The organism is Paramesorhizobium leguminum (genome assembly GCF_003217235.1).
Lineage (GTDB): Bacteria > Pseudomonadota > Alphaproteobacteria > Rhizobiales > Rhizobiaceae > Paramesorhizobium > Paramesorhizobium leguminum.
Genome location: NZ_QJTF01000004.1, coordinates 34,806 through 55,190 on the forward strand (window position 1 = coordinate 34,806; position 20,385 = coordinate 55,190).

At 60.5% G+C, this 20,385-nt stretch carries 22 protein-coding genes; 19 read left to right on the top strand and 3 right to left on the bottom strand.

Annotation, left to right across the window (positions count from 1 at the left end):
• Nucleotides 1-24: 24 nt before the first annotated feature.
• The 4 genes from pstB (at nucleotide 25) to C7477_RS04495 (ending at nucleotide 3,470) form a co-directional block, all read left to right on the top strand.
• Nucleotides 25-798 carry a phosphate ABC transporter ATP-binding protein PstB gene (pstB, locus tag C7477_RS04480; protein WP_245411721.1) on the top strand — a complete coding sequence of 258 codons (774 nt, stop codon included), beginning with the start codon at nucleotides 25-27 and terminating at the stop codon, nucleotides 796-798.
• A gap of 110 nt (nucleotides 799-908) precedes the next feature.
• Complete coding sequence (phoU, locus tag C7477_RS04485) at nucleotides 909-1,631, top strand: phosphate signaling complex protein PhoU (RefSeq protein ID WP_110749785.1); 723 nt, start codon at nucleotides 909-911, stop codon at nucleotides 1,629-1,631.
• 26 nt (nucleotides 1,632-1,657) lie between these two features.
• Nucleotides 1,658-2,344: a phosphate regulon transcriptional regulator PhoB gene (gene phoB / locus C7477_RS04490; RefSeq protein WP_110749471.1), complete on the top strand. Its 687-nt coding sequence runs from the start codon at nucleotides 1,658-1,660 to the stop codon at nucleotides 2,342-2,344.
• Nucleotides 2,345-2,489: 145 nt separating this feature from the next.
• Nucleotides 2,490-3,470, top strand: a complete 981-nt coding sequence (locus C7477_RS04495) for a cell wall hydrolase (protein ID WP_181418352.1) — start codon at nucleotides 2,490-2,492, stop codon at nucleotides 3,468-3,470.
• A gap of 7 nt (nucleotides 3,471-3,477) precedes the next feature.
• On the opposite strand, the gene C7477_RS04500 is transcribed toward C7477_RS04495, so the two are convergent.
• Complete coding sequence (locus C7477_RS04500; protein WP_110749473.1) at nucleotides 3,478-4,374, bottom strand: LysR family transcriptional regulator; 897 nt, start codon at nucleotides 4,372-4,374, stop codon at nucleotides 3,478-3,480.
• A 95-nt stretch (nucleotides 4,375-4,469) separates the two neighbouring features.
• Here C7477_RS04500 and C7477_RS04505 point away from each other — a divergent pair, with 95 nt between their 5' ends.
• Nucleotides 4,470-5,219: an SDR family NAD(P)-dependent oxidoreductase gene (locus C7477_RS04505; protein ID WP_110749476.1), complete on the top strand. Its 750-nt coding sequence runs from the start codon at nucleotides 4,470-4,472 to the stop codon at nucleotides 5,217-5,219.
• A gap of 10 nt (nucleotides 5,220-5,229) precedes the next feature.
• Here the strand turns inward: C7477_RS04505 and C7477_RS04510 are convergent, their stop codons facing one another.
• A complete protein-coding gene (locus C7477_RS04510; protein ID WP_110749478.1) occupies nucleotides 5,230-5,496 on the bottom strand; it encodes a hypothetical protein in 267 nt (88 codons plus the stop codon).
• 66 nt (nucleotides 5,497-5,562) lie between these two features.
• Between C7477_RS04510 and C7477_RS04515 the strand changes: the two genes are divergently transcribed.
• A complete protein-coding gene (locus C7477_RS04515) occupies nucleotides 5,563-6,819 on the top strand; it encodes an aminopeptidase (protein ID WP_110749480.1) in 1,257 nt (418 codons plus the stop codon).
• A gap of 98 nt (nucleotides 6,820-6,917) precedes the next feature.
• On the opposite strand, the gene C7477_RS04520 is transcribed toward C7477_RS04515, so the two are convergent.
• A complete protein-coding gene (locus C7477_RS04520) occupies nucleotides 6,918-7,214 on the bottom strand; it encodes a DUF982 domain-containing protein (RefSeq protein ID WP_110749483.1) in 297 nt (98 codons plus the stop codon).
• 243 nt (nucleotides 7,215-7,457) lie between these two features.
• Here C7477_RS04520 and otsB point away from each other — a divergent pair, with 243 nt between their 5' ends.
• From otsB to trmB, 13 genes are all read left to right on the top strand, one after another.
• On the top strand, nucleotides 7,458-8,291 hold the full coding sequence (gene otsB / locus C7477_RS04525; protein WP_245411722.1) for a trehalose-phosphatase: 834 nt from the start codon (nucleotides 7,458-7,460) through the stop codon (nucleotides 8,289-8,291).
• The gene (gene otsA / locus C7477_RS04530; protein WP_110749485.1) at nucleotides 8,288-9,730 is read left to right on the top strand and encodes an alpha,alpha-trehalose-phosphate synthase (UDP-forming); all 1,443 of its coding nucleotides are present in this window, start codon (nucleotides 8,288-8,290) and stop codon (nucleotides 9,728-9,730) included. The genes otsB and otsA overlap by 4 nt, the downstream gene beginning before the upstream one ends.
• A 30-nt stretch (nucleotides 9,731-9,760) precedes the next feature.
• Complete coding sequence (gene tsaB, locus C7477_RS04535) at nucleotides 9,761-10,459, top strand: tRNA (adenosine(37)-N6)-threonylcarbamoyltransferase complex dimerization subunit type 1 TsaB (protein ID WP_110749486.1); 699 nt, start codon at nucleotides 9,761-9,763, stop codon at nucleotides 10,457-10,459.
• A complete protein-coding gene (gene rimI, locus C7477_RS04540) occupies nucleotides 10,456-10,962 on the top strand; it encodes a ribosomal protein S18-alanine N-acetyltransferase (protein ID WP_110749488.1) in 507 nt (168 codons plus the stop codon). The genes tsaB and rimI overlap by 4 nt, the downstream gene beginning before the upstream one ends.
• Nucleotides 10,959-11,762, top strand: a complete 804-nt coding sequence (olsA, locus tag C7477_RS04545) for a lyso-ornithine lipid O-acyltransferase (protein ID WP_110749490.1) — start codon at nucleotides 10,959-10,961, stop codon at nucleotides 11,760-11,762. The genes rimI and olsA overlap by 4 nt, the downstream gene beginning before the upstream one ends.
• A gap of 46 nt (nucleotides 11,763-11,808) precedes the next feature.
• On the top strand, nucleotides 11,809-13,251 hold the full coding sequence (miaB, locus tag C7477_RS04550) for a tRNA (N6-isopentenyl adenosine(37)-C2)-methylthiotransferase MiaB (RefSeq protein ID WP_110749492.1): 1,443 nt from the start codon (nucleotides 11,809-11,811) through the stop codon (nucleotides 13,249-13,251).
• 10 nt (nucleotides 13,252-13,261) lie between these two features.
• Entirely contained in the window at nucleotides 13,262-14,290 is a 1,029-nt protein-coding gene (locus tag C7477_RS04555; RefSeq protein ID WP_425373510.1) for a PhoH family protein, read from the top strand.
• Nucleotides 14,291-14,333: 43 nt separating this feature from the next.
• Entirely contained in the window at nucleotides 14,334-14,828 is a 495-nt protein-coding gene (gene ybeY / locus C7477_RS04560) for an rRNA maturation RNase YbeY (protein WP_110749793.1), read from the top strand.
• Entirely contained in the window at nucleotides 14,821-15,837 is a 1,017-nt protein-coding gene (locus C7477_RS04565; RefSeq protein WP_110749494.1) for a hemolysin family protein, read from the top strand. Before ybeY ends, C7477_RS04565 begins: the two co-directional genes overlap by 8 nt.
• 136 nt (nucleotides 15,838-15,973) lie before the next feature.
• A complete protein-coding gene (gene lnt, locus C7477_RS04570) occupies nucleotides 15,974-17,572 on the top strand; it encodes an apolipoprotein N-acyltransferase (RefSeq protein WP_110749497.1) in 1,599 nt (532 codons plus the stop codon).
• A gap of 143 nt (nucleotides 17,573-17,715) precedes the next feature.
• Complete coding sequence (locus tag C7477_RS04575) at nucleotides 17,716-18,129, top strand: helix-turn-helix domain-containing protein (RefSeq protein ID WP_110749499.1); 414 nt, start codon at nucleotides 17,716-17,718, stop codon at nucleotides 18,127-18,129.
• Nucleotides 18,130-18,283: 154 nt separating this feature from the next.
• A complete protein-coding gene (gene metK / locus C7477_RS04580) occupies nucleotides 18,284-19,555 on the top strand; it encodes a methionine adenosyltransferase (RefSeq protein WP_110749795.1) in 1,272 nt (423 codons plus the stop codon).
• Between the two features lie 7 nt (nucleotides 19,556-19,562).
• The gene (gene trmB, locus C7477_RS04585) at nucleotides 19,563-20,264 is read left to right on the top strand and encodes a tRNA (guanine(46)-N(7))-methyltransferase TrmB (protein ID WP_110749797.1); all 702 of its coding nucleotides are present in this window, start codon (nucleotides 19,563-19,565) and stop codon (nucleotides 20,262-20,264) included.
• The last annotated feature ends 121 nt before the right edge of the window (nucleotides 20,265-20,385 follow it).

Sequence of the window (20,385 nt, forward strand, 5' to 3'; positions counted from 1 at the left end):
CTCGAGAAAGCGGTAGGAGACAAGATGAACACTGTTGTCAACACGACCAAGATGAAGGGCGATAAGGTTTCTGTCTTCTACGGCTCCAAGCAGGCCCTTTTCGATGTCGATCTCGACATTCCCGAAAAGATGGTGACGGCGCTGATCGGTCCGTCCGGCTGCGGCAAGTCCACATTCCTGCGTTCATTGAACCGCATGAACGATACCATCGAGGGATGCCGTGTCGCCGGCAAGATCACGCTTGACGGCGAGGATATCTACGATCCCAAGATCGACGTTGTAGAGCTTCGCGCCCGCGTCGGCATGGTCTTCCAGAAGCCCAACCCGTTCCCGAAAACGATCTATGAGAACGTCGCCTACGGCCCGCGCATTCATGGCCTCGCCAAGAACCGGCACGAAATTGATGAAATCGTAGAAAGCAGCTTGCGTCGGGCCAGCCTTTTCGAAGAGGTCAAGGACCGTCTTCATGAAGCCGGCACAGGGCTTTCCGGCGGCCAGCAGCAGCGCCTCTGCATCGCCCGCGCCATCGCGGTCAGCCCTGAGGTTATCCTGATGGATGAGCCCTGTTCCGCGCTCGATCCCATCGCCACGGCGAAGGTGGAAGAGCTGATCGACGAATTGCGGCAGAACTATACGATCGTCATCGTCACCCACTCGATGCAGCAGGCGGCCCGCGTATCGCAGAAGACCGCGATGTTCCACTTAGGCAATCTGGTCGAAGTGGGCGACACCGAGATGATGTTCACGACGCCCAAGGAAAAGCGCACCCAGGACTATATTACCGGGCGCTTCGGATAATTTCCCAGAGCATGATCCCAAAAAGTTGCAGACTTTTTGGATAAGATCATGCGGCTAAAGAATAAGGCGGCTCACCCCGGACCGTTGCGGTTCGAGATAGGATGAACAAAATGCAGTCCCAACACACCGTCCGCTCTTATGACGACGAGTTGAAGTTTCTGGCCCACAAGATCGCCGAGATGGGTGGCCATGCCGAACGCATGGTCGAGCAGTCGGTGATGGCCATCGTCAATGCCGACAACGCGCTTGCCCAGCGCGTTATCTCGGACGACCTGATCCTCGATGCGGGCGAGCGCGAGATCGATGACCGGGCGATCACCATCATCGCCAAGCGTCAGCCCATGGCCGTCGATTTGCGCGAGATCATCGGCGCCATCCGCATCTCTTCAGATTTGGAGCGCGTCGGCGATCTCGGCAAGAACATCGCCAAGCGCGTCGCCGCCGTGTCCGACACGCGCCAGTCGATCAAGGTCTATCGCGGGCTCCAGACGCTCGCCGAGCTGGCATTGACGCAGCTGAAGGATGTGCTGGATGCTTTCGCCTCCCGCTCGGTGCAGCAGATCAACATCGTGCGCGACCGCGACGACGAGATCGACGCCATGTACACCTCGCTGTTCCGCGAGCTCCTGACCTATATGATGGAAGATCCGCGCAACATCTCCGCCTGCACGCATCTTCTCTTTTGCGCCAAGAATATCGAGCGCATCGGAGATCATGCGACCAACATTGCCGAGACGGTCTATTACATCGTCACCGGCCAGCAGATGCCGCCAGATCGCCCGAAGGAAGATCTGAGCCACGGCATCGTCGTTGACGAAGCCAAGCGTTCGTAAGCGTCAGCTGGTTGGGAGTTGGTGAAATGGCACACGCGCCAAAAGTGGCTGTCGTCGAGGACGAAGAGGCGCTGAGTGTCCTGCTTCGCTATAACCTCGAAGCGGAAGGCTATCTGGTGGATACGATCCTGCGCGGCGACGAGGCGGAAATCGCGCTGCGCGAGAACGTGCCGGATCTGTTGATTCTCGACTGGATGCTTCCGGGCGTTTCCGGCATCGAACTCTGCCGCCGCCTGCGCCAGCGGGTGGAGACGGAACGCCTGCCGATCATCATGCTGACCGCACGGGGCGAAGAAAGCGAACGCGTACGCGGTCTTGGCGTCGGCGCGGATGATTATGTCGTCAAGCCGTTCTCGACGCCGGAACTCCTCGCCCGCGTCAAGGCGATGCTGCGCCGCGCCAATCCCAGCCTCCTGTCGCATGTCCTGAAAGTCGGCGATCTGGTGCTCGACCGCGAGCAGCACCGCGTCTACCGCAAGGAGCGCGAAATCCGCCTGGGGCCGACCGAGTTCCGGCTTCTGGAATATTTCATGATGTCGCCGGGCCGCGTCTTCTCGCGCAGCCAGTTGCTGGATGGCGTCTGGGGTCCGGATATCTATGTCGATGACCGTACGGTCGATGTGCATGTCGGGCGTTTGCGCAAGGCCATCAATACGGGCCGTGCCGCCGACCCGATTCGCACGGTGCGCGGCGCCGGTTACTCGTTCGGTTGATCTCGTGACGGTTGCATGAAATAAGGCAAATAAACCAAATACTCTCGCCAGAACTATTAACAAATAGTTAGCGATCACGAAACATTTCTTCGCTTTAACATCAGTTTTTCTTGTCGCCTTTCTTTGGCCCAAAACATCCTCCCTCATTGCTCGCTCTGTTGAGGGGTCCAAGCATGAGATTGAGCTTTTGAAGAGCGCTAACTGGAAAATCCTGGCCGTGGCCGGTGCGCTGGCCGCGCCTGTCATGATGGCGGGATGCACCACGTCCAAGAGTGTCGATGCCGGCAAAACGGCCAAGGGAGCGGTCGCCCGGACGAGTTCGGCCCAGAGCTCTGGATATACGAGCTACGGATATACGGCTGGCGGCAAAAAGACCTATGCCTATACTGCCCGGGACAAGGAATGCCTCAAGCGGGCGATGTATTTCGAATCGAACCGCTCCAGCAAGGACGGTTTCCTTGCGGTGGGAACCGTGGTGATGAATCGCCTCGTCTCGGGCAAATATCCCGATACGATCTGCGGTGTCGTTGGCCAGAAGAACCAGTTCGCGCCCGGCGTGCTCTCCCGCCAGTTAAAATCCGTGCCGGAAATCGATACCGCGGCGGATGCTGTTCTCAAAGGCGAGCGGCATCCCAAGGTCAGGAATGCCATGTTCTTCCATACCGCCGGGCTGAAATTCCCCTATCGCAACATGCACTATGTGCTGGTTGCCGGCGGCAATGCGTTTTATGAGAAGCGCCGCCGCGACGGTACGCTTGAAACGCCGGTCCTGGAAGCGCCGCGCCTCATTGCGGCAGCTGATGTGCTGAACCCACCTGCTGCCATGCCCGCCGAAACCCGCCCGCAGGCGGTGCCGGTCCCGGCGGCTAATCCGATCGACCGGACAGTGGTTGCCAGCATCGCGCCGGGCGAGGGCTTCGGTCCCCGCGCCAAGGGCGACCGCGTGACGCGCGACGCTACGGCGCGATACGAGACGGTTGCCTGGCAGACCGGCACGGCCCCGGTGCGCGCGGAAACCTCAAGGGTATCTACGCAAACGGAACTCGGCTATGATTCAAGCCGCAAGCCCGTCGATGCCATAGGCGAACTGCTCCTCTCGCAGGACCGGCCCGAGCCGGTTTATTAATAAGTCATTACATCGCCACGATGGCCTTGGCCTCGGCGGCGATGTAGTCGCAAAAGAGCTTCACCCGCAGCGGAACGGTGCGTCCGAAGGCGTGAAGCGCGTTGAGCGGAAGCCGGGGGAGGGCGATCCGCGGCGCTACATCCACCAGCGTCCCGGCTTCCAATTCCTCCGCCACCAGGCAGCGCATGAGATAGGCCGCGCCAAGCCCGCTCCGCGCCGCCTCGATCAAGGTCGTAGCCGAATCGCAATCGATGCGCCCCGTGGGAATGAACGCCGACCCGTCGGCCAGCCGCACCGGCAGAGGGATACCATCCATCGCATAGCGGGCGAAGGGGAGGCGTTTGAGCGCTTCTGCCGAGTCCGGCCTTTCCCAATGGTCGAGGAACGCGGGCGACGCCACGATCACCATCGGCAGGTCGGTCAGGGGGCGCACGATAAGGTCGCCCTCGGTCGGATGGCCCACGCGCAGCACGACATCGTAATCCTCGCGGACGAGATTGACGAAGCGGTCCGTCAGTCCAATATCGAGATGAAGGTGCGGATAGGCCGAGGCAAAGCCGGCAAGGAGACGCGGCAGCAGCAGCCGCGCCAGTTCGCCGGGCATGGAAATTCGCAGCCGTCCGGAGAGCGTCGGTCCGGCCCCGATAATCTCATCGCTTGAATCGAGTTCTCGCAGGAGCGGCGCCACGCGTTCGAAGAAAGCCTGGCCGTCCTGCGTCAGCGTCAGGGCGCGGGTGGAGCGGAGGAACAGCCGTGTCCCGATTCTCCTTTCCAGCCGCGCCACGCTTTTCGAGATTGCGGATGGCGTCGTGGAAAGATCGCGCGCGGCAGCGCTGAAGGACCCGGCATCGACCGTCCGCACGAAAGCCAGCAGGCCGGATGTCTCGTTCAATAGGTTCGGCATTCATATCCTTCAGGCACAAATCATGTGCCGGACAATGGTCTAACGGCATGAGCCGCGCGGCTTTATCTCCACCCCAACCGAAACGGAGATAAGCAATGCACCAGCTCAAAGACAAGGTCGCCGTCATCACCGGCGGCAATAGCGGCATCGGCAAGGCAACCGCACGCCTGTTCGCGGAAGAAGGCGCACAGGTCGTCATCACGGGCCGTCGGCAGGAAATCATCGACGAGGCGATCAGGGAAATCGGCCACAGCGCTATAGGCATCGTCGGCGATGTCGCCGATCTCGCGCACCATCAGACACTGGCCGAGACCGTGAAGCGCCTGTTCGGCGGGCTCGATATCTATGTGGCCAATGCCGCCATCATCAATCTCACCCCCTCCAGCAACGTGACGCCGGAAGAGTATGACAGCCACTTCGCCGTCAACACGCGCGGCGTCTTCTTCGGCGTGCAGACAATCGAGCCGCTGATCCGCGATGGCGGCAGCATCATCTTGACCAGTTCGCTGGCGGCGACCAAGGTGCTTCCTGACCACGCCGTCTATGCCGGCTCGAAAGCCGCTATAGCCACCTTCGCAAAGAACTGGGCGATCGAGTTCAAGCCCCGCCGGATTCGCGTCAATGTCCTCAGCCCTGGACCGGTTGAAACCGCGATTCTCGGCAAGCTCGGAATATCGGATGCCGACCGCCCGGCCTTTGAGGATCACATGGCTTCGCTGATTCCGGCGGGGCGTCTAGGCCGCCCGGAGGAACTGGCGCGCGCCGCGCTCTTTCTCGCCTCAGACGCCGCAAGCTTCGTCAACGGCATCGAGCTTCACGTCGATGGCGGCATGACGCTGGCTTGAAAGGGATGAATTAAGGATGCCGCGTCCGCACCGGTACCGGCTGATAGATCACCATCGGCGGTCCGAATGGCTCATAAAAAGGCTCGTTGAAGGCCGCGCGCCGCGCCGCGCGCCGGTCGAGATCGAGCTGCAGCAGACAATTGGCAAGCGCGTCGGTCTGCGCGCGAAAGCCATAGGACCGGCAGGTCTGCGTGTCGGCGGCGCGGCGCTCTTCCGGCGTCATTGTCGTGCACCCGGCAAGGGCGGCGAGGAAAACGAGAGCATAAAACGTCTTCATGATTTGCCTTTCGCATTCCCCAGTGAATATAACATTCTCCGTCCATTTTTTAAAATCGGGTGCGCTATGACCACACATTCTCGCGATGTTTCCGCAATTATCGATCCCGTCAAGCTTGACCGGCTGGCCGAAGTGGCCGTCAAGGTCGGCTTGCAATTGCAGCCCGGGCAGGATCTCGTCATGACGGCGCCCATTGCCGCCCTCCCGCTTGTGCGCCGCATTGCCGAGCACGCCTATAAGGCAGGGGCTGGGCTGGTGACGCCCTTCTTTGCCGATGAGGAACTGACGCTGGCCCGCTATCGCTTCGCGCCGGACGCAAGCTTCGACCGTGCCTCCGGCTGGCTCTACGAGGGCATGGCCAAGGCTTATGCGAACGGCGCGGCGCGCCTCGCCATCGCCGGCGACAATCCGCTGCTGCTCTCCTCGCAGGACCCGGAAAAGGTCGCCCGCGCCAACAAGGCCAACTCCATCGCCTATCAGCCGGCGCTGGAGAAGATCGCCAATTTCGACATCAACTGGAACATCGTTTCCTATCCCAATCCATCCTGGGCGAAGCAGGTCTTCCCCGACGATCCTGAGGACGTGGCAACTGCGAAGCTCGCCAATGCCATCTTCGCCGCCTCGCGCGTCGATGTTGAAGATCCGATAGGGGCTTGGGCCACGCATAATGCCACGCTGCGTCGCCGCAGCGATTGGCTCAATGGACATGCGTTTCATGCATTGCATTTCACCGGTCCGGGTACCGACCTGACGGTGGGCCTTGCCGACGAGCATCGGTGGTCTGGCGGCGCCTCGACCGCCAAGAACGGCGTCACCTGCAATCCGAACATCCCCACCGAGGAAGTGTTCACCACGCCGCACGCCCGCCGCGTGGAGGGCTATGTCACCAGCACCAAGCCACTGTCGCATCAGGGCACACTGATCGAGAACATCTCCGTGCGCTTCGAGGAAGGCCGCATCGTCGAGGCGAAGGCAAGCCGGGGCGAGGCGGTTCTGAATAAAGTGCTGGACACTGACGAGGGCGCCCGGCGATTGGGCGAGGTGGCGCTGGTGCCTCATTCCTCCCCGATCTCCAAGAGCGGTCTCTTGTTCTACAACACCCTGTTCGATGAAAACGCCGCCAGCCACATCGCGCTCGGCCAGTGCTACTCGAAGTGCTTCATCAACCCTTCGCTTTCGCCGGAAGAAGTCGCCGCGCTGGGCGGCAACAAGAGCTTGATCCACATCGACTGGATGATCGGTTCCGGCAAGATCGATGTCGACGGCATCGCCAAGGATGGCAGCCGGGTGCCGGTCATGCGCAGCGGCGAATGGGCTGCATAACTCAGGCCGGTAATAAACGCTAATAACGTGAAAAAGCCCGGAAAGCGCGTCGCTTTCCGGGCTTTTCGTTCGGAAATCACGGTTTCCGTCAGAATCCATCAGAACCCATGTGACGCGCGTCCATGGCCGGCATGATTGTGGGCAGACGCGGGCGGCGGGATAAGGCCTGCTTCCTGCGCTGCATGGAGGAAGGCGCGCCGCGCCTTGGCGACGGGCCTTAGCCCGTCAAGGGCATCGAGGCAGGTCTGGAGCGCCTGCCGGTAGGTGCGGCCTTGCTCGCGGTTGCGCCAATAGGTCTTGAGGCACTCCACGGCCTCCCAGGCGCTTGCCACGACGCGGCTGCGCGCATCGCCAATGTAGATGATCACGGGTACGGGGAAAACTTTGTCGTCCATGGATATAACTCCACTTTCTTTTTATGCGTGTCTTGGGATGGAGGCCTCCCGTTTGGCGGAAGGTCGCTCTGCCCAACCCGGCAACAAACGGATGAAACCTTCGCTGGTTCCATCAGATAGGAAGAAAATTTGCCGGTGTAAGACGGAGCGGGAGATTTTTTAGCTCTTCGAAAAAATATAATAATAACAAAATATTGCCTGGCTACGGTTGCCTTCCGGGTCGCCTGGCCTAGCTTTATAGTGATGACCGCTTCGCTGACAGACCGCGCCTTTCCTCAAGCGCTGCCCGGCGCTGATATGCTTGGTGACTGGGCTGTTTTCCTCGATATCGATGGAACGCTTCTCGACATCGCCGAAAGCCCCGAGGCCATCCGCGTTCCCGATGGCCTTTCCCGCGATCTCGCCGTTCTTGCGGAAAAGCTCGACGGCGCACTGGTGCTGGTGACGGGCCGTTCCATATCGTTCGTTGACACGATCTTTCCCGATACGCGGTTTCCCGTCGCTGGCCTGCACGGCGCCGAGCGGCGCGATGCGGCCGGTCGCGTGAGCCGGGTCGAGCCGACGGCGGACTTTCTGCGCGCAAAAGAAGAGCTGCAAAAGCGGGCGGCGCGCTGGCCGCATGTAATCGTTGAGGACAAGCAAGCCGCAATCGCTGTCCATTACCGCCAAGTGCCGCAATTCGAGAAGGACATGCGGCGGCTCATGGACGAGATAGCTGCAATCGCCGGCCCGGGTTGGACCCTCCAGCAGGGCAAGATGGTCGTGGAACTGCGTCCGGCAGTCCATGACAAGGGCCATGCGCTTGAAACCTTCATGGCCATTCCGCCGTTTGTCACAAGGCGTCCGCTCGCCTTCGGCGACGATGTGACGGATGAGGCAATGTTCAAGGCTGCCAATGCCCGCGGTGGCTTCTCGGTCAGGATTGGCCAGGAGCAAGTCCAGGAAAAGTGTGAAGCGGCTTTTCGTCCGGACTTGCGTGAGAATGTCGAGGAAAAGCCTACCGCCGCGACGTTTTATCTGCGCTCGCCCGCGATCCTGCGAGCATGGCTAAGGAAAATAGCGAGGGAGACATTATGAGCCGGCTTGTCGTTATATCGAACAGAGTCCCGCTTCCGGATAAAAGCGGCGCTGCTCCAGCGGGCGGCCTCGCCGTCGCGCTTCAAGCGGCGCTTGAGGAACGCGGCGGCATCTGGATGGGCTGGTCAGGCAAGTCCACCTCAGGCCGCGAGACATCAGGCATCGACATTCGCGAGCAAGGCAAGATCACCTATGCTCTGGTTGATTTGAGCCGCAAGGATGTCGAGGAATATTATGCGGGCTTCGCCAATCGCGTTCTCTGGCCGCTATGCCATTACCGGCTTGACCTGACGGACTATGCGCGAAAGGACATGGCGGGGTATTTCCGGGTCAACCGCCTCTTCGCCCAGCAACTGGCGCCGCTCATCAAGCCGGATGACGTGATCTGGGTGCATGATTATCACTTGATCCCGCTTGCCGCCGAATTGCGCCAGATGGGGCTGAAAAACCGCATCGGCTTTTTCCTGCATATTCCCTGGCCGCCGGCGGATGTGCTCTTCACGCTTCCCGTCCACGAGACGATCATGCGCGGCCTTGCCTCGTATGATTTGGTCGGCTTCCAGACCCGCCACGATGCCGAAAATTTCGCCGGATGCCTGAAACGCGAAGGCATCGGCAAGGAACTGGGCCAAGGGCTTTTCGAGGCCTATGGCCATGTCTTCCGGGCTGACGTATTCCCGATCAGCATCGAGACCGCAGCCTTCGCCGAAGCCGCCCGTACCTCGCGGCGCCATGCCCTCGTCGGGCGTATGCGACAGAGCCTGGCAGGCCGTGACCTCATCATCGGCGTCGACCGCCTCGATTATTCCAAGGGTATCACCAACCGCATCGAGGCCTTCGAGCGCTTTATCGTCAACAACCCCGACAGCCGGGGCAGGGTGACATTCCTGCAGGTCACGCCGAAATCGCGTTCCGAAGTGCCGGAATATGGCGACATGCAGCGCATGGTGGCGGAGCTGGCCGGGCGGGTGAACGGCGCGCTCAGTACGGTCGACTGGACACCGATCCGCTATGTTAACCGCTCCATCGGCCGAAGTGTGCTGGCCGGCCTCTACCGCATGGCGCAAGTAGGCCTGGTGACACCGCTGCGCGATGGCATGAACCTCGTCGCCAAGGAATATGTCGCGGCGCAAGATCCGGAAAATCCGGGCGTTCTCATCCTGTCGCGCTTTGCCGGCGCCGCGCGCGAGCTTGATGGCGCGCTGCTGGTCAATCCCTACGATACCGACGCGGTGTCGGACGCCATCGCCCGCGCCCTGTCCATGCCGATCGAGGCGCGGCGTGAACGCTGGAACCAGATGATGCCGCATCTTCTGGAAAATGATGTTTCCCACTGGTGCGAGAGTTTCCTGAAGGCGCTTGCCGGGCATGGCGAGACGAAGGGCGATGAGCGGCCAGCTGAAACAAAAGGTATTTTGCAGCCAAATGATTCCATCTGACGGCAAAATGCTTTAGGCGGTTAATTCGCCATGAAGATTCTCGCCATCGATACCGCAGCCAGTTTTTGCGCCACCGCCGTCTATGATACGGACGAGCGGCGTTTGCTTGCCGCTGTCAGCGAGAATATCGGCAAGGGCCATGCCGAAGTGCTGATGGCCTATATCCAGCAGGCGCTAGATGAATCGGGAACTGTTATTGCCGAGATCGGCCGCATCGCCGTCAATGTCGGGCCGGGTTCGTTCACCGGCGTGCGCATCGGCGTTTCCGCCGCGCGCGGTTTCGCGCTGGCGCTGAATTGCCCCGCCATCGGCGTCACTGCCTTCGAGGCTTTGGCTGCGGAAGTGTGCGAGATATATCCAGGTACGCCGGGCACGCCGGTTCTGGTAGCCATCGACGCGCATCGCGATGAAATCTATGCTCAATTTTTCGGATCGGACGGCGAGGTTCTTGACGGGCCGTTTGCGGGAAGTCTGGATGATGTGCTGGAACTTCTCACGCGGAGGGGGCCGCAACCGGTGTTAACCGGATCGGCGTCAGCGCGCTTGAATGAAATGCTGGCCGGGGCGCCGCTTGCCGTCGCGGGCGAGGCGGCCACTGGCCGCATCGAAACCATTGCGCGCATCGCCGCATTGCGCGAGCCGGGAGAAGCGCCGAAGCCGCTTTACTTGCGCGGTCCTGATGCCAAGCCGCAAGTAGGCTTCGCCCTGCCAAGAAAAGCCACGCCATGATAGGCCTGTCCTTTGGCCCGTTCGCACGAAAAAATTTCGCCATCGAGCCGCTTGTCCCGGCGGACTGTCACCATTTGCATCGAATCCACGCCGAAACATTTAGCCACTTCTGGAGCGAGGACGATTTCCATGCCCTCATAGGACAGGAAACCGTCTTCGGCTTCATTGCGCGGGAGGAGGGCAGGCCGGATGATGCGGTGGGTTTCGTGCTGGCACGCCTCACGATAGACGAGGCGGAGATATTGACCATTGCGGTTTCCCCCGCCTTCCGCCGTCTGGGCGTCGGGCGCGAGCTGATGGATGCGGTGCTGCGCCATCTGCATCATGTCCGGGCGCAAACCCTCTTTCTGGAGGTCGATCAAGCCAATATCGCGGCGCAGGCGCTCTATCGCCGCCTGGGCTTCATAAAGGTTGGCGAACGCCCCGCCTATTATGAGACCGAAGCGGGCCGGTCGGCGGCGCTGATCCTGCGCCGCGATCTGGGCACCGGTACGCCCCGATGATCAACAGGCTTCGTATAGCGCTCGTATTGCTCGGGATGGCGACGCTCATGCTGGCGCTGGTGCCTATCCAGTACATCCTGCTGAAAATCGGCGCCGGCCGCGCAAGCGCGATTCCGCGCTATTTTCACCGCATCATGGCCTGGTTGCTTGGGTTCCGCATCCATGTCCATGGCGCGATGACGAAGGATCGCCCGCTCCTTCTCGTATCGAACCATATATCGTGGACCGACATTATCCTCCTTTCCACCGTTGGCGATATTTCCTTTATTGCCAAGACGGAGGTGCGCGACTGGCCGCTTTTCGGCACCCTGTCCCTTCTGCAACGTTCCGTCTTTGTCGAGCGTGACCGGCGCGGCAAGACCGGCGAGCAGGCGTCGCAGATTGCGGAAAGGCTGGTAGCCGGCGATGTCATGGTGCTGTTCGCTGAAGGCACCACATCGGACGGAAACCGCGTTCTCCCGTTCAAGACGTCGCTGTTCGGCGCGGCGTCCGCGGCGATCCGCGAAACCGGGGCTGAAACTGTCGCGGTGCAGCCGGTCGCAATCGTCTATACAAAATTGCATGGCATCCCGATGGGCCGCTTTCATCGCCCCGTCGCCTCCTGGCCGGGCGATGTCGAATTGATGCCGCATCTGAAAGGCATTTTGAGAGAAGGCGCGATCGATGTCGATATTCGCTTCGGCGAACCGGTCGTCATCGCCAAGGGCACGGACCGCAAGCAGCTTGCCCGCACTATGGAAGACCGGGTCCGCGCCATGCTCCTGACCTCGCTGATGGGGCGCGGGATGGACGAGCGATAAATGAGCCCTATTCTCAATTGCGTTGAAACGCGTTAAAACTCAGCCGATGAATGAAACAAGCGCCACTGATAATCTTGAAATAGCCAGCGCGCCGGCCATAAACCCGCGCAAGGTTTTCGTTAAAACCTATGGCTGCCAGATGAATGTCTATGACAGCCAGCGTATGGCCGACAGCCTCGCTGAACAGGGCTATGTGGCGACGCAAACGCCTGAAGACGCCGATCTGGTGCTGCTCAACACCTGCCATATCCGCGAGAAGGCGTCGGAGAAGCTTTATTCAGCGTTGGGCCGTCTGCGCAAGATCAAGGACGAGCGCGCCGCGGATGGCCGCGATATGCTGATCGGCGTTGCCGGCTGCGTGGCGCAGGCCGAGGGCGAAGAGATCATTCGCCGCGCGCCGTCCGTCGATCTCGTCATCGGCCCGCAGACCTATCACCGCCTGCCGCAGGCACTCGCCCGCGTCGGTCGTGGCGAGAAGGTGGTCGAGACGGAATACGCCATCGAGGACAAGTTCGAGCATCTGCCCGCCCCGAAGAAGGAGCAGGTGAAGAGCCGTGGCGTCTCCGCCTTCCTCACCGTTCAGGAAGGCTGCGACAAGTTCTGCACCTTCTGCGTCGTCCCCTATACGCGCGGCTCTGAGGTTTCGCGCCCCGTCTCGCAGATCGTCGCCGAAGCCGAAAAGCTCGCCGCCGCCGGCGTGCGCGAGCTGACCCTTCTGGGCCAGAACGTCAATGCCTGGCATGGCAAAGGTGAGGGCGGTCGCGAGTTGGGACTGGGCGAACTTTTGTTCCGGTTGGCGGAAATCCCCGGTATTGCCCGGCTGCGTTATACCACCAGCCACCCGCGCGACATGGACGAGGCATTGATCGCCGCCCATCGTGATCTGGACCAGTTAATGCCTTATCTGCATTTGCCGGTGCAGGCGGGGTCCGACCGCATCCTCAAGGCGATGAACCGCAGGCATACCGCCGCCGATTACCTGCGCCTCGTCGAGCGCATCCGCGCCGCCCGGCCCGACATCGCCCTTTCCGGCGATTTCATCGTCGGCTTTCCTGGGGAAACCGAGGAAGATTTCGAGGCGACGATGCAGCTGGTGCGCGACGTCACCTATGCGCAGGCCTATTCGTTCAAATATTCGCCGCGTCCCGGAACGCCGGGCGCCGATTTGCCTGGTCATGTCGATGAGGCGGTCAAGGACGAGAGGCTGCAGCGGCTCCAGGCGCTCCTGACTGAACAGCAATATGCTTTCCAGCGCAGCATGATCGGAAAGCGCATGGATGTGTTGCTTGAAAAGCCCGGTCGCCTGCCCGGTCAGATGGTTGGCCGATCGCCCTGGCTTCTACCGGTAATTGTTGGTGAAAACCCGGGAGAAATCGGCAACATTGTCGATGTACGAATCATCGCCACCGGAACCAACAGCCTTATGGCCGAGATGGTGGCGGCGAAACGGCAAGCGAACGCCCCTTTGGCACTTGAAACTCAATCATGAGGAGAGCCGGTTGAACGCCACCGATAAAGTGAAGGCAGCCCCCGCAGGGGCTTCGGACATGGCGCATATCGTACTGACATTCGATAACAACCGGCTGGCCAGCGCGCTCTTCGGCCAGTTCGATGAAAACCTTGCCCGCGTCGAGCAGAAGCTCGGCGTCGATGTGCGATCGAAAGGCAATCAGCTTTCGATCCGCGGTGAACCGGGCGCGACCGAGCAGGCACGCCGCGCCCTCGATCATCTCTATGGTCTCGTGCAGAAGGGGCATGAGGTGACCGCGTCCGATGTCGATGGCGCGATCCGCATGGCAGTCGCTGCCGACGATCAGCTGACACTGCCAACGATGGAGAAGAAGGGCAAGCAAACGGCGGCGCAGATATCGACGCGCAAGAAGACCATCTTTGCCCGTACGCCGACGCAGGATGCCTATATGCGGGCGCTGGATCGCTCCGAGCTGGTCTTCGGCGTTGGTCCCGCCGGAACGGGCAAGACCTATCTCGCCGTCGCCCATGCCGCCATGCTGCTGGAGCGTGGTCTCGTGGAGCGCATCGTCCTTTCGCGCCCCGCCGTGGAAGCGGGCGAGCGGCTGGGCTTCCTGCCCGGCGACATGAAGGAGAAGGTCGATCCCTACCTCCGTCCGCTTTACGATGCGCTTTACGACATGATGCCGGCGGAAAAAGTCGAGCGGGCGCTCGCGGCGGGCGTTATCGAGATCGCGCCGCTCGCCTTCATGCGCGGACGCACGTTGGCCCACGCCGCCGTCATCCTCGACGAGGCGCAGAACACCACATCCATGCAGATGAAGATGTTTTTGACTCGTCTGGGCGAGAACGCCCGCATGATCGTCACCGGCGATCCGAGCCAGATCGACCTGCCGCCGGGCCAGAAATCCGGCCTTGTCGATGCGCTGCGCATTCTCGACGGCGTCCCCGGCATCGTCACCGTGCGCTTCACCGAAAAGGACGTCGTGCGCCATCCCCTCGTCGCGGCCATTGTCGTTGCCTGGGACAAGGACGCCAAGGGACACGCGAAGACATGACCACGCATTCAGGGAATGGCCGGATTTGATCGATATCGACATAATGATCGAGGCGGAAGGCTGGCCGGAGGAGGCAGCGTTGCGCCAACTCGCAGAACGCGCCGTTCTCGCTTCATGGGAAACGCTTGAGCTAGGCGCGCCCGGCGAGGGGGAGACGGAACTCAGCATCGTCTTCACGGATGATGCCGCCATCCAGCGGCTCAATGCGGAATGGCGCGGCAAGGACAAGCCGACCAATGTGCTCTCCTTTCCGGCTTTTCCAGTTGAAGCAGGCGAGCGGCCCGGACCGATGCTGGGCGATATTGTCATAGCGCGTGAGACTGTCGCGCGCGAGGCGGCTCTGGAAATCAAGCCGTTCGATCACCATCTGACCCATTTGATTGTCCACGGACTTCTGCATCTTCTCGGGTATGACCATGAGAACGATGAGGAGGCCGAGGAAATGGAGGGCTGGGAGCGCCGGATTCTTCATGCGCTTTCCATCCCTGACCCCTATAATGTATCGCTGAAAGACGATGAACCCATTGACAATGCCTGATCCGACAGACCCGTCTTCTTCTGCCGCCGAGGCATCGCGGGCAAACGACACCGACGAGCAAAGTACGCAGCGGCCGTCACCGGCTGAAAAGCGCTCCATCTTTGCAGGCATCTTTCCCTTCTTGCGCGGCCGGCAGGCCAGCTCGCTCCGCGAGGATCTGGCGGAAGCACTCTCGGACAAGGAGAACACCGATCCGGCGTTCTCGCCCGAGGAACGTTCGATGCTCCATAACATCCTGCAATTGCAGGAGGTGCGCGTCGAGGACGTGATGATCCCGCGCTCCGACATCGAGGCGGTGGAGATCGAGACCCCGCTTGGGCAGTTGCTTGAACTTTTTGAGCAGTCCGGCCATTCGCGTATGCCGGTTTATTGCGAGACGCTCGACGATCCGCGCGGCATGGTCCATATCCGCGATGTGCTGAACCACATCACCCGACTGGGACGCCGGGAGAACGGTAGCGCATCGAAGCCTGATCTGAGCCGCGTCGATCTCGACAAGACCATCGGCGAGCTGAATCTGACGCGCAAGGTGCTGTTCGCGCCGCCATCGATGCAGGCAAGCACTCTCATGGCGCGGATGCAGGCGAGCCACATCCAGATGGCGCTGGTCATCGACGAATATGGCGGGACCGATGGGCTGGTTTCGCTGGAGGATATCGTCGAGATGGTCGTCGGCGATATCGAGGACGAGCATGACGATGAGGAAGAGATGATCGTCGAGGAGCCCGGCGGCGCGTTCGTCGTTGATGCTCGCGCCGATCTTGAGGAACTGGCGGAGCGGATCGGCCCCACATTCGTCGTGGGCGAGCACGGCGAGGATGTCGATACGGTTGGCGGTTTGATCTTCTCGATGCTTGGCCGCATTCCCTTGCGTGGCGAGGTGGTCGAGGCGCTGCCGGATTACGGATTCCATGTGCTGGAGGCCGACCGCCGCCGCATCCGCAAGGTGCGCATCGTGCCGCTCGATGACGCGGAACGGGAAGCCAATGGCGCTGCCGGGGGTATATGAGCGCGGCTTACGCCGTTACAGCGTCGTGCGCTCTTCAGACGCACAAAGGACGCTGTAAGTTATCGAATCTACGCATCGGGCTCTCCGAAAATCGGTTTCGATTTTCTGGCCGATGCTGTAGCGGGAGCGAGGCTGGATGAGGGGGATTACGCAGTTTTCCGGCTGGATCATATTGCTGAGCGGCTGGCGTCGCGCGCTCATGGCCTTTCTCGCCGGGGCGCTCGCGACGCTCGCTCTGCCGCCCTATGATTTCTTCGCCGTCTGCCTGATAGCCTTCCCTGTCCTCGTATGGCTGATCGACGGCGCTGTCGATACTGCCAATGGCGGTTTCATGCGCCGCGTCCTGCCCTCGGCAGTGGTTGGCTGGTGGTTCGGCTTTGGCTATTTCCTGGCAGGCCTCTGGTGGATTGGCGCGGCGCTTTTGGTTGACGCTCAAAATTTCGCCTGGGCATTGCCGCTCGCGGTCGTAGGCCTGCCGGCATTCCTTGCTCTTTTCTATGCGCTCGCCGTGCTTATCGCCCGCTGTCTTTGGTCGGATGGGCTAGGACGCATCTTCGCGCTGGCCTTCGGCTTCGGTGTCGCGGAATGGCTGCGCTCTTTCGTGCTGACGGGGTTTCCGTGGAACGCCATCGGCTATGCGGCCATGCCCACTCCGATGTTGATGCAGTCGGATGGCGTGGTCGGCCTTTTCGCCATGAATGCGCTTGCTGTTCTCGTCTTCGCCATGCCCGGGCTTCTTGCCGACAGGCGGCATCGCCGGGCTGGTCTTGTGCTTGCGCTGGTGCTCGTTGCCGCTCATGTCGGGTTCGGCTTCTACCGGCTGCATGATGCGCCGACGGTCGCCGAGGAGAGCACCGGCGTGCGTTTACGCATCGTTCAGCCTTCTATCGCGCAGGATATGAAATGGGACGACGGCGCCCGCCGCGCAATCTTTGACAAGCTTATTGCCTTGACCGGAACATCGCCGGCACCCGGCCAATCGAAACCGGCAGTCATCGTTTGGCCGGAAACCGCAATTCCCTATATTCTGACCCGTACGCCGGAAGCGTTGGTGCGCATCGGCGAGGCTTTGTCGGATGGCCAGGTATTGCTTGCCGGCGCCGTGCGCGAGGAAGAGGGTGTACCCAGTCCGCTTTATTACAACTCCATCTATGCGATCAGCGACCGGGGCGAAATCATCGGTGCGGCCGACAAGGAGCATCTTGTGCCCTTCGGTGAGTATCTGCCGCTGGAGAAATGGCTGCGCGCTTTAGGGTTGCAGGAGGTGGTCGAGATGCCCGGCGGATTCTCAGCGGCAATGAGCCGCCATTCGTTGAAGGTCAACGACCATTTGGCTTTCCTGCCACTCATTTGCTACGAGGCGATCTTTCCCGCCGGGCTCGGTTATAGCGGCCCCAGAGCGACGGCGATTCTCAACGTGACGAACGATGCATGGTATGGCGATACGCCCGGCCCCTATCAACATTTCCGCCAGGCGCAGTTGCGCGCGGTGGAGCAGGGGTTGCCACTGATTCGGGCAGCCAACAACGGATTATCGGCGGTTGTAGACCCTTATGGTCGAATCACCGATGGCCTTGCGCTCGACGCGGTGGGCATTATCGACGCTTCCCTACCGTCACCAATTGACCCGTTTTGGGGCAAGCCACCCGGATCAGTTGAAACATGGACCGTTTTGATGGTCTTGCTGGCCATTTCATGCGGTTATGCGGTGTTATCCCGCAGGCGCTTCGATTGACATCCTATTTGTCATACTATGATATGCGCTTACGACAAATGTTCTCATTTGTCCGATTACCTCTCATGCAGTAGTATTTCCGACCTGTTCGCCGCAGGACTGATGAATGCCGAAAGCGCGCAATCGGCGAGGAGCAGCATTTGATGACCGAGAACAAGAAGAAGCCTAATCCTATCGATGTTCATGTCGGAAGCCGCATCCGCTTGCGCCGCAACATGCTTGGGTATAGCCAGGAAAAGCTGGGCGAAAGTCTTGGAATTACATTTCAGCAGATTCAGAAATACGAAAAAGGGACGAATCGCGTCGGTGCGAGCCGACTCCAGGCCATTTCGTCGATTCTGAATGTACCTGTCTCGTTTTTCTTTGAGGATGCGCCCGGCAGCACGCCTCCGGGGGCGGGCAGCTTCGGCGAAGACAATGAGGCGACCTATGTCGTCGATTTTCTCAACAGCAATGAAGGCGTGCAGCTGACGCGGTCCTTCACCAAGATTTCCGATCCGAAGATCCGGCGCAAGATCATCGATCTCGTGAAGTCACTGGCTGACGACAGCGAGTAATTATTATGCCGGGAGAATGAAATTTCCCCGGCGCGCCCCGTTTGAAAAAGAATCTCCATTGACGGTTTCCGCCTATATTGGCAAAGACAAGATGGCTGTACCGGCTGTTGTTCTTTCTGCGGTGTTCCATCAGGACTTTCAAGAGGGGTTTCCCGTGCTACGCAGTTCGTATCTTTTTACCAGCGAATCTGTATCCGAAGGTCATCCGGACAAGGTTTGCGATCGCATATCCGATGAAATCGTCGACATGATTTACAAGGAGGCGCGCAAGACGGGCGTCGATCCGTGGACGGTTCGCATTGCCTGTGAAACGCTCGCCACGACAAACCGGGTCGTCATCGCCGGTGAGGTGCGCGTTCCCGAAACGCTTCTGAAAAAAGACAAGAACGGCAATGTGCTGACGGATGCCAAGGGCCATCCGCTGATCAATCCTTCCCGCTTCCGCGCCGCCGCTCGCCGCGCCATCCGAGATATCGGCTACGAGCAGGATGGCTTCCACTGGAAGACGGCCAAGATCGATGTGCTCCTCCATCCGCAATCGGCGGATATCGCGCAAGGTGTCGATAGCGCCGCCGACCGGCAGGGCGAGGAAGGTGCCGGCGATCAGGGCATCATGTTCGGCTATGCCTGCCGCGAGACGCCGGATCTTATGCCTGCGCCGATCTATTATTCTCACAAGATATTGGAACTGCTTGCTGCCGCCCGTCATAAGGGCGAAGGCGATGCCGGCAAGCTCGGCCCCGATGCCAAGAGCCAGGTAACCGTGCGCTACGTTGACGGCAAGGCCGCCGAGGTTACGCAGATCGTGCTTTCGACGCAGCATCTGGATAGCAGCTGGGATTCGAAGAAGGTGCGCGAGGTCGTCGAGCCCTATATCCGCGAAGCGTTGGGTGATCTTCCGATTGCTCATAATTGCAATTGGTATATCAACCCGACCGGCAAGTTCGTCATCGGCGGACCGGATGGCGATGCGGGCCTGACCGGGCGCAAGATCATCGTGGATACCTATGGCGGCGCGGCTCCGCATGGTGGTGGCGCGTTCTCCGGCAAGGACACCACCAAGGTGGACCGTTCGGCAGCCTACGCCGCGCGCTATCTCGCCAAGAATGTGGTTGCCGCCGGCCTTGCCGATCGCTGTACCATTCAGCTTGCCTATGCCATCGGCGTGGCTCAGCCCCTGTCTGTCTATGTCAATCTGCATGGCACCGGCAAAGTGCTGGAAGCAACGGTGGAAAGCGCGCTGCGCGACGTCATGGACCTTTCGCCCACCGGCATCCGCAAGCATCTGGACTTGAACCGCCCGATCTATGCCCGCACCTCGTCCTACGGCCATTTCGGCCGCAAGCCGGGCCGTGATGGCTCCTTCTCCTGGGAGAAGACCGATCTCGTCAAGGCGCTGAGGGATGCGGTCGCAATCGCGGCCTGATTTTCATATGACAAATGAACCTAGACGCAGGCGCGCGACCGAAGCTTTCTTCGGTCGCCGCCAGGGTAAACCTTTACGCCCATTGCAGCGCGCCACGCGCGACGATCTCCTGCCGCGCCTGAGGCTCGATCTGGCATCGCCTGCGCCGGCAAATTTGCGGGAGCTTTTCAGCGTTCCGGTGGATGGCGTACGGCTCGAAATCGGTTTCGGTGGCGGTGAGCATCTGCTGCACGAGGCGGGACGCTTTCCCGATATGGGCTTCATCGGCGTAGAGCCTTTCGTTAACGGCATGGCGAAGCTGCTTGCTGCGCTGAACGAAAATCCCCGCTCCAATCTGCGCCTTTATGATGAGGATGCGACGCTGGTCCTCGACTGGCTGCCATCAGCCTCGCTCGACGGCATCGATCTTTTTTATCCCGATCCGTGGCCGAAGAAGAAGCACTGGAAGCGCCGCTTCGTAAACGGCAAGAATCTCGACCGCTTCGCCCGCGTTCTCAAGCCCGGCGGTCGCTTCCGCTTCGCCTCGGATATCGATACATACGTCAACTGGACGCTCCAGCATTGCCGCGATCATGCGGCGTTCGAATGGCAGGCATCGTCTCCAGCCGATTGGCATACGCCCTACGAAGCCTGGCCTGGTACCCGCTACGAGGCTAAGGCGATCCGCGAAGAGCGCCGCCCCGCCTATCTCACTTTTCTGCGGTGTTAACGATCCTAATTAGGCATTGGCGTCCCGTCAGAATGTCAGATTCTCTCCGTCAGGTTGATTGACAATTCGGCCTGTGCAGGCTTGTTTGCGGCAATGGAGTTCCTTCAGCCCGATCGGTTGA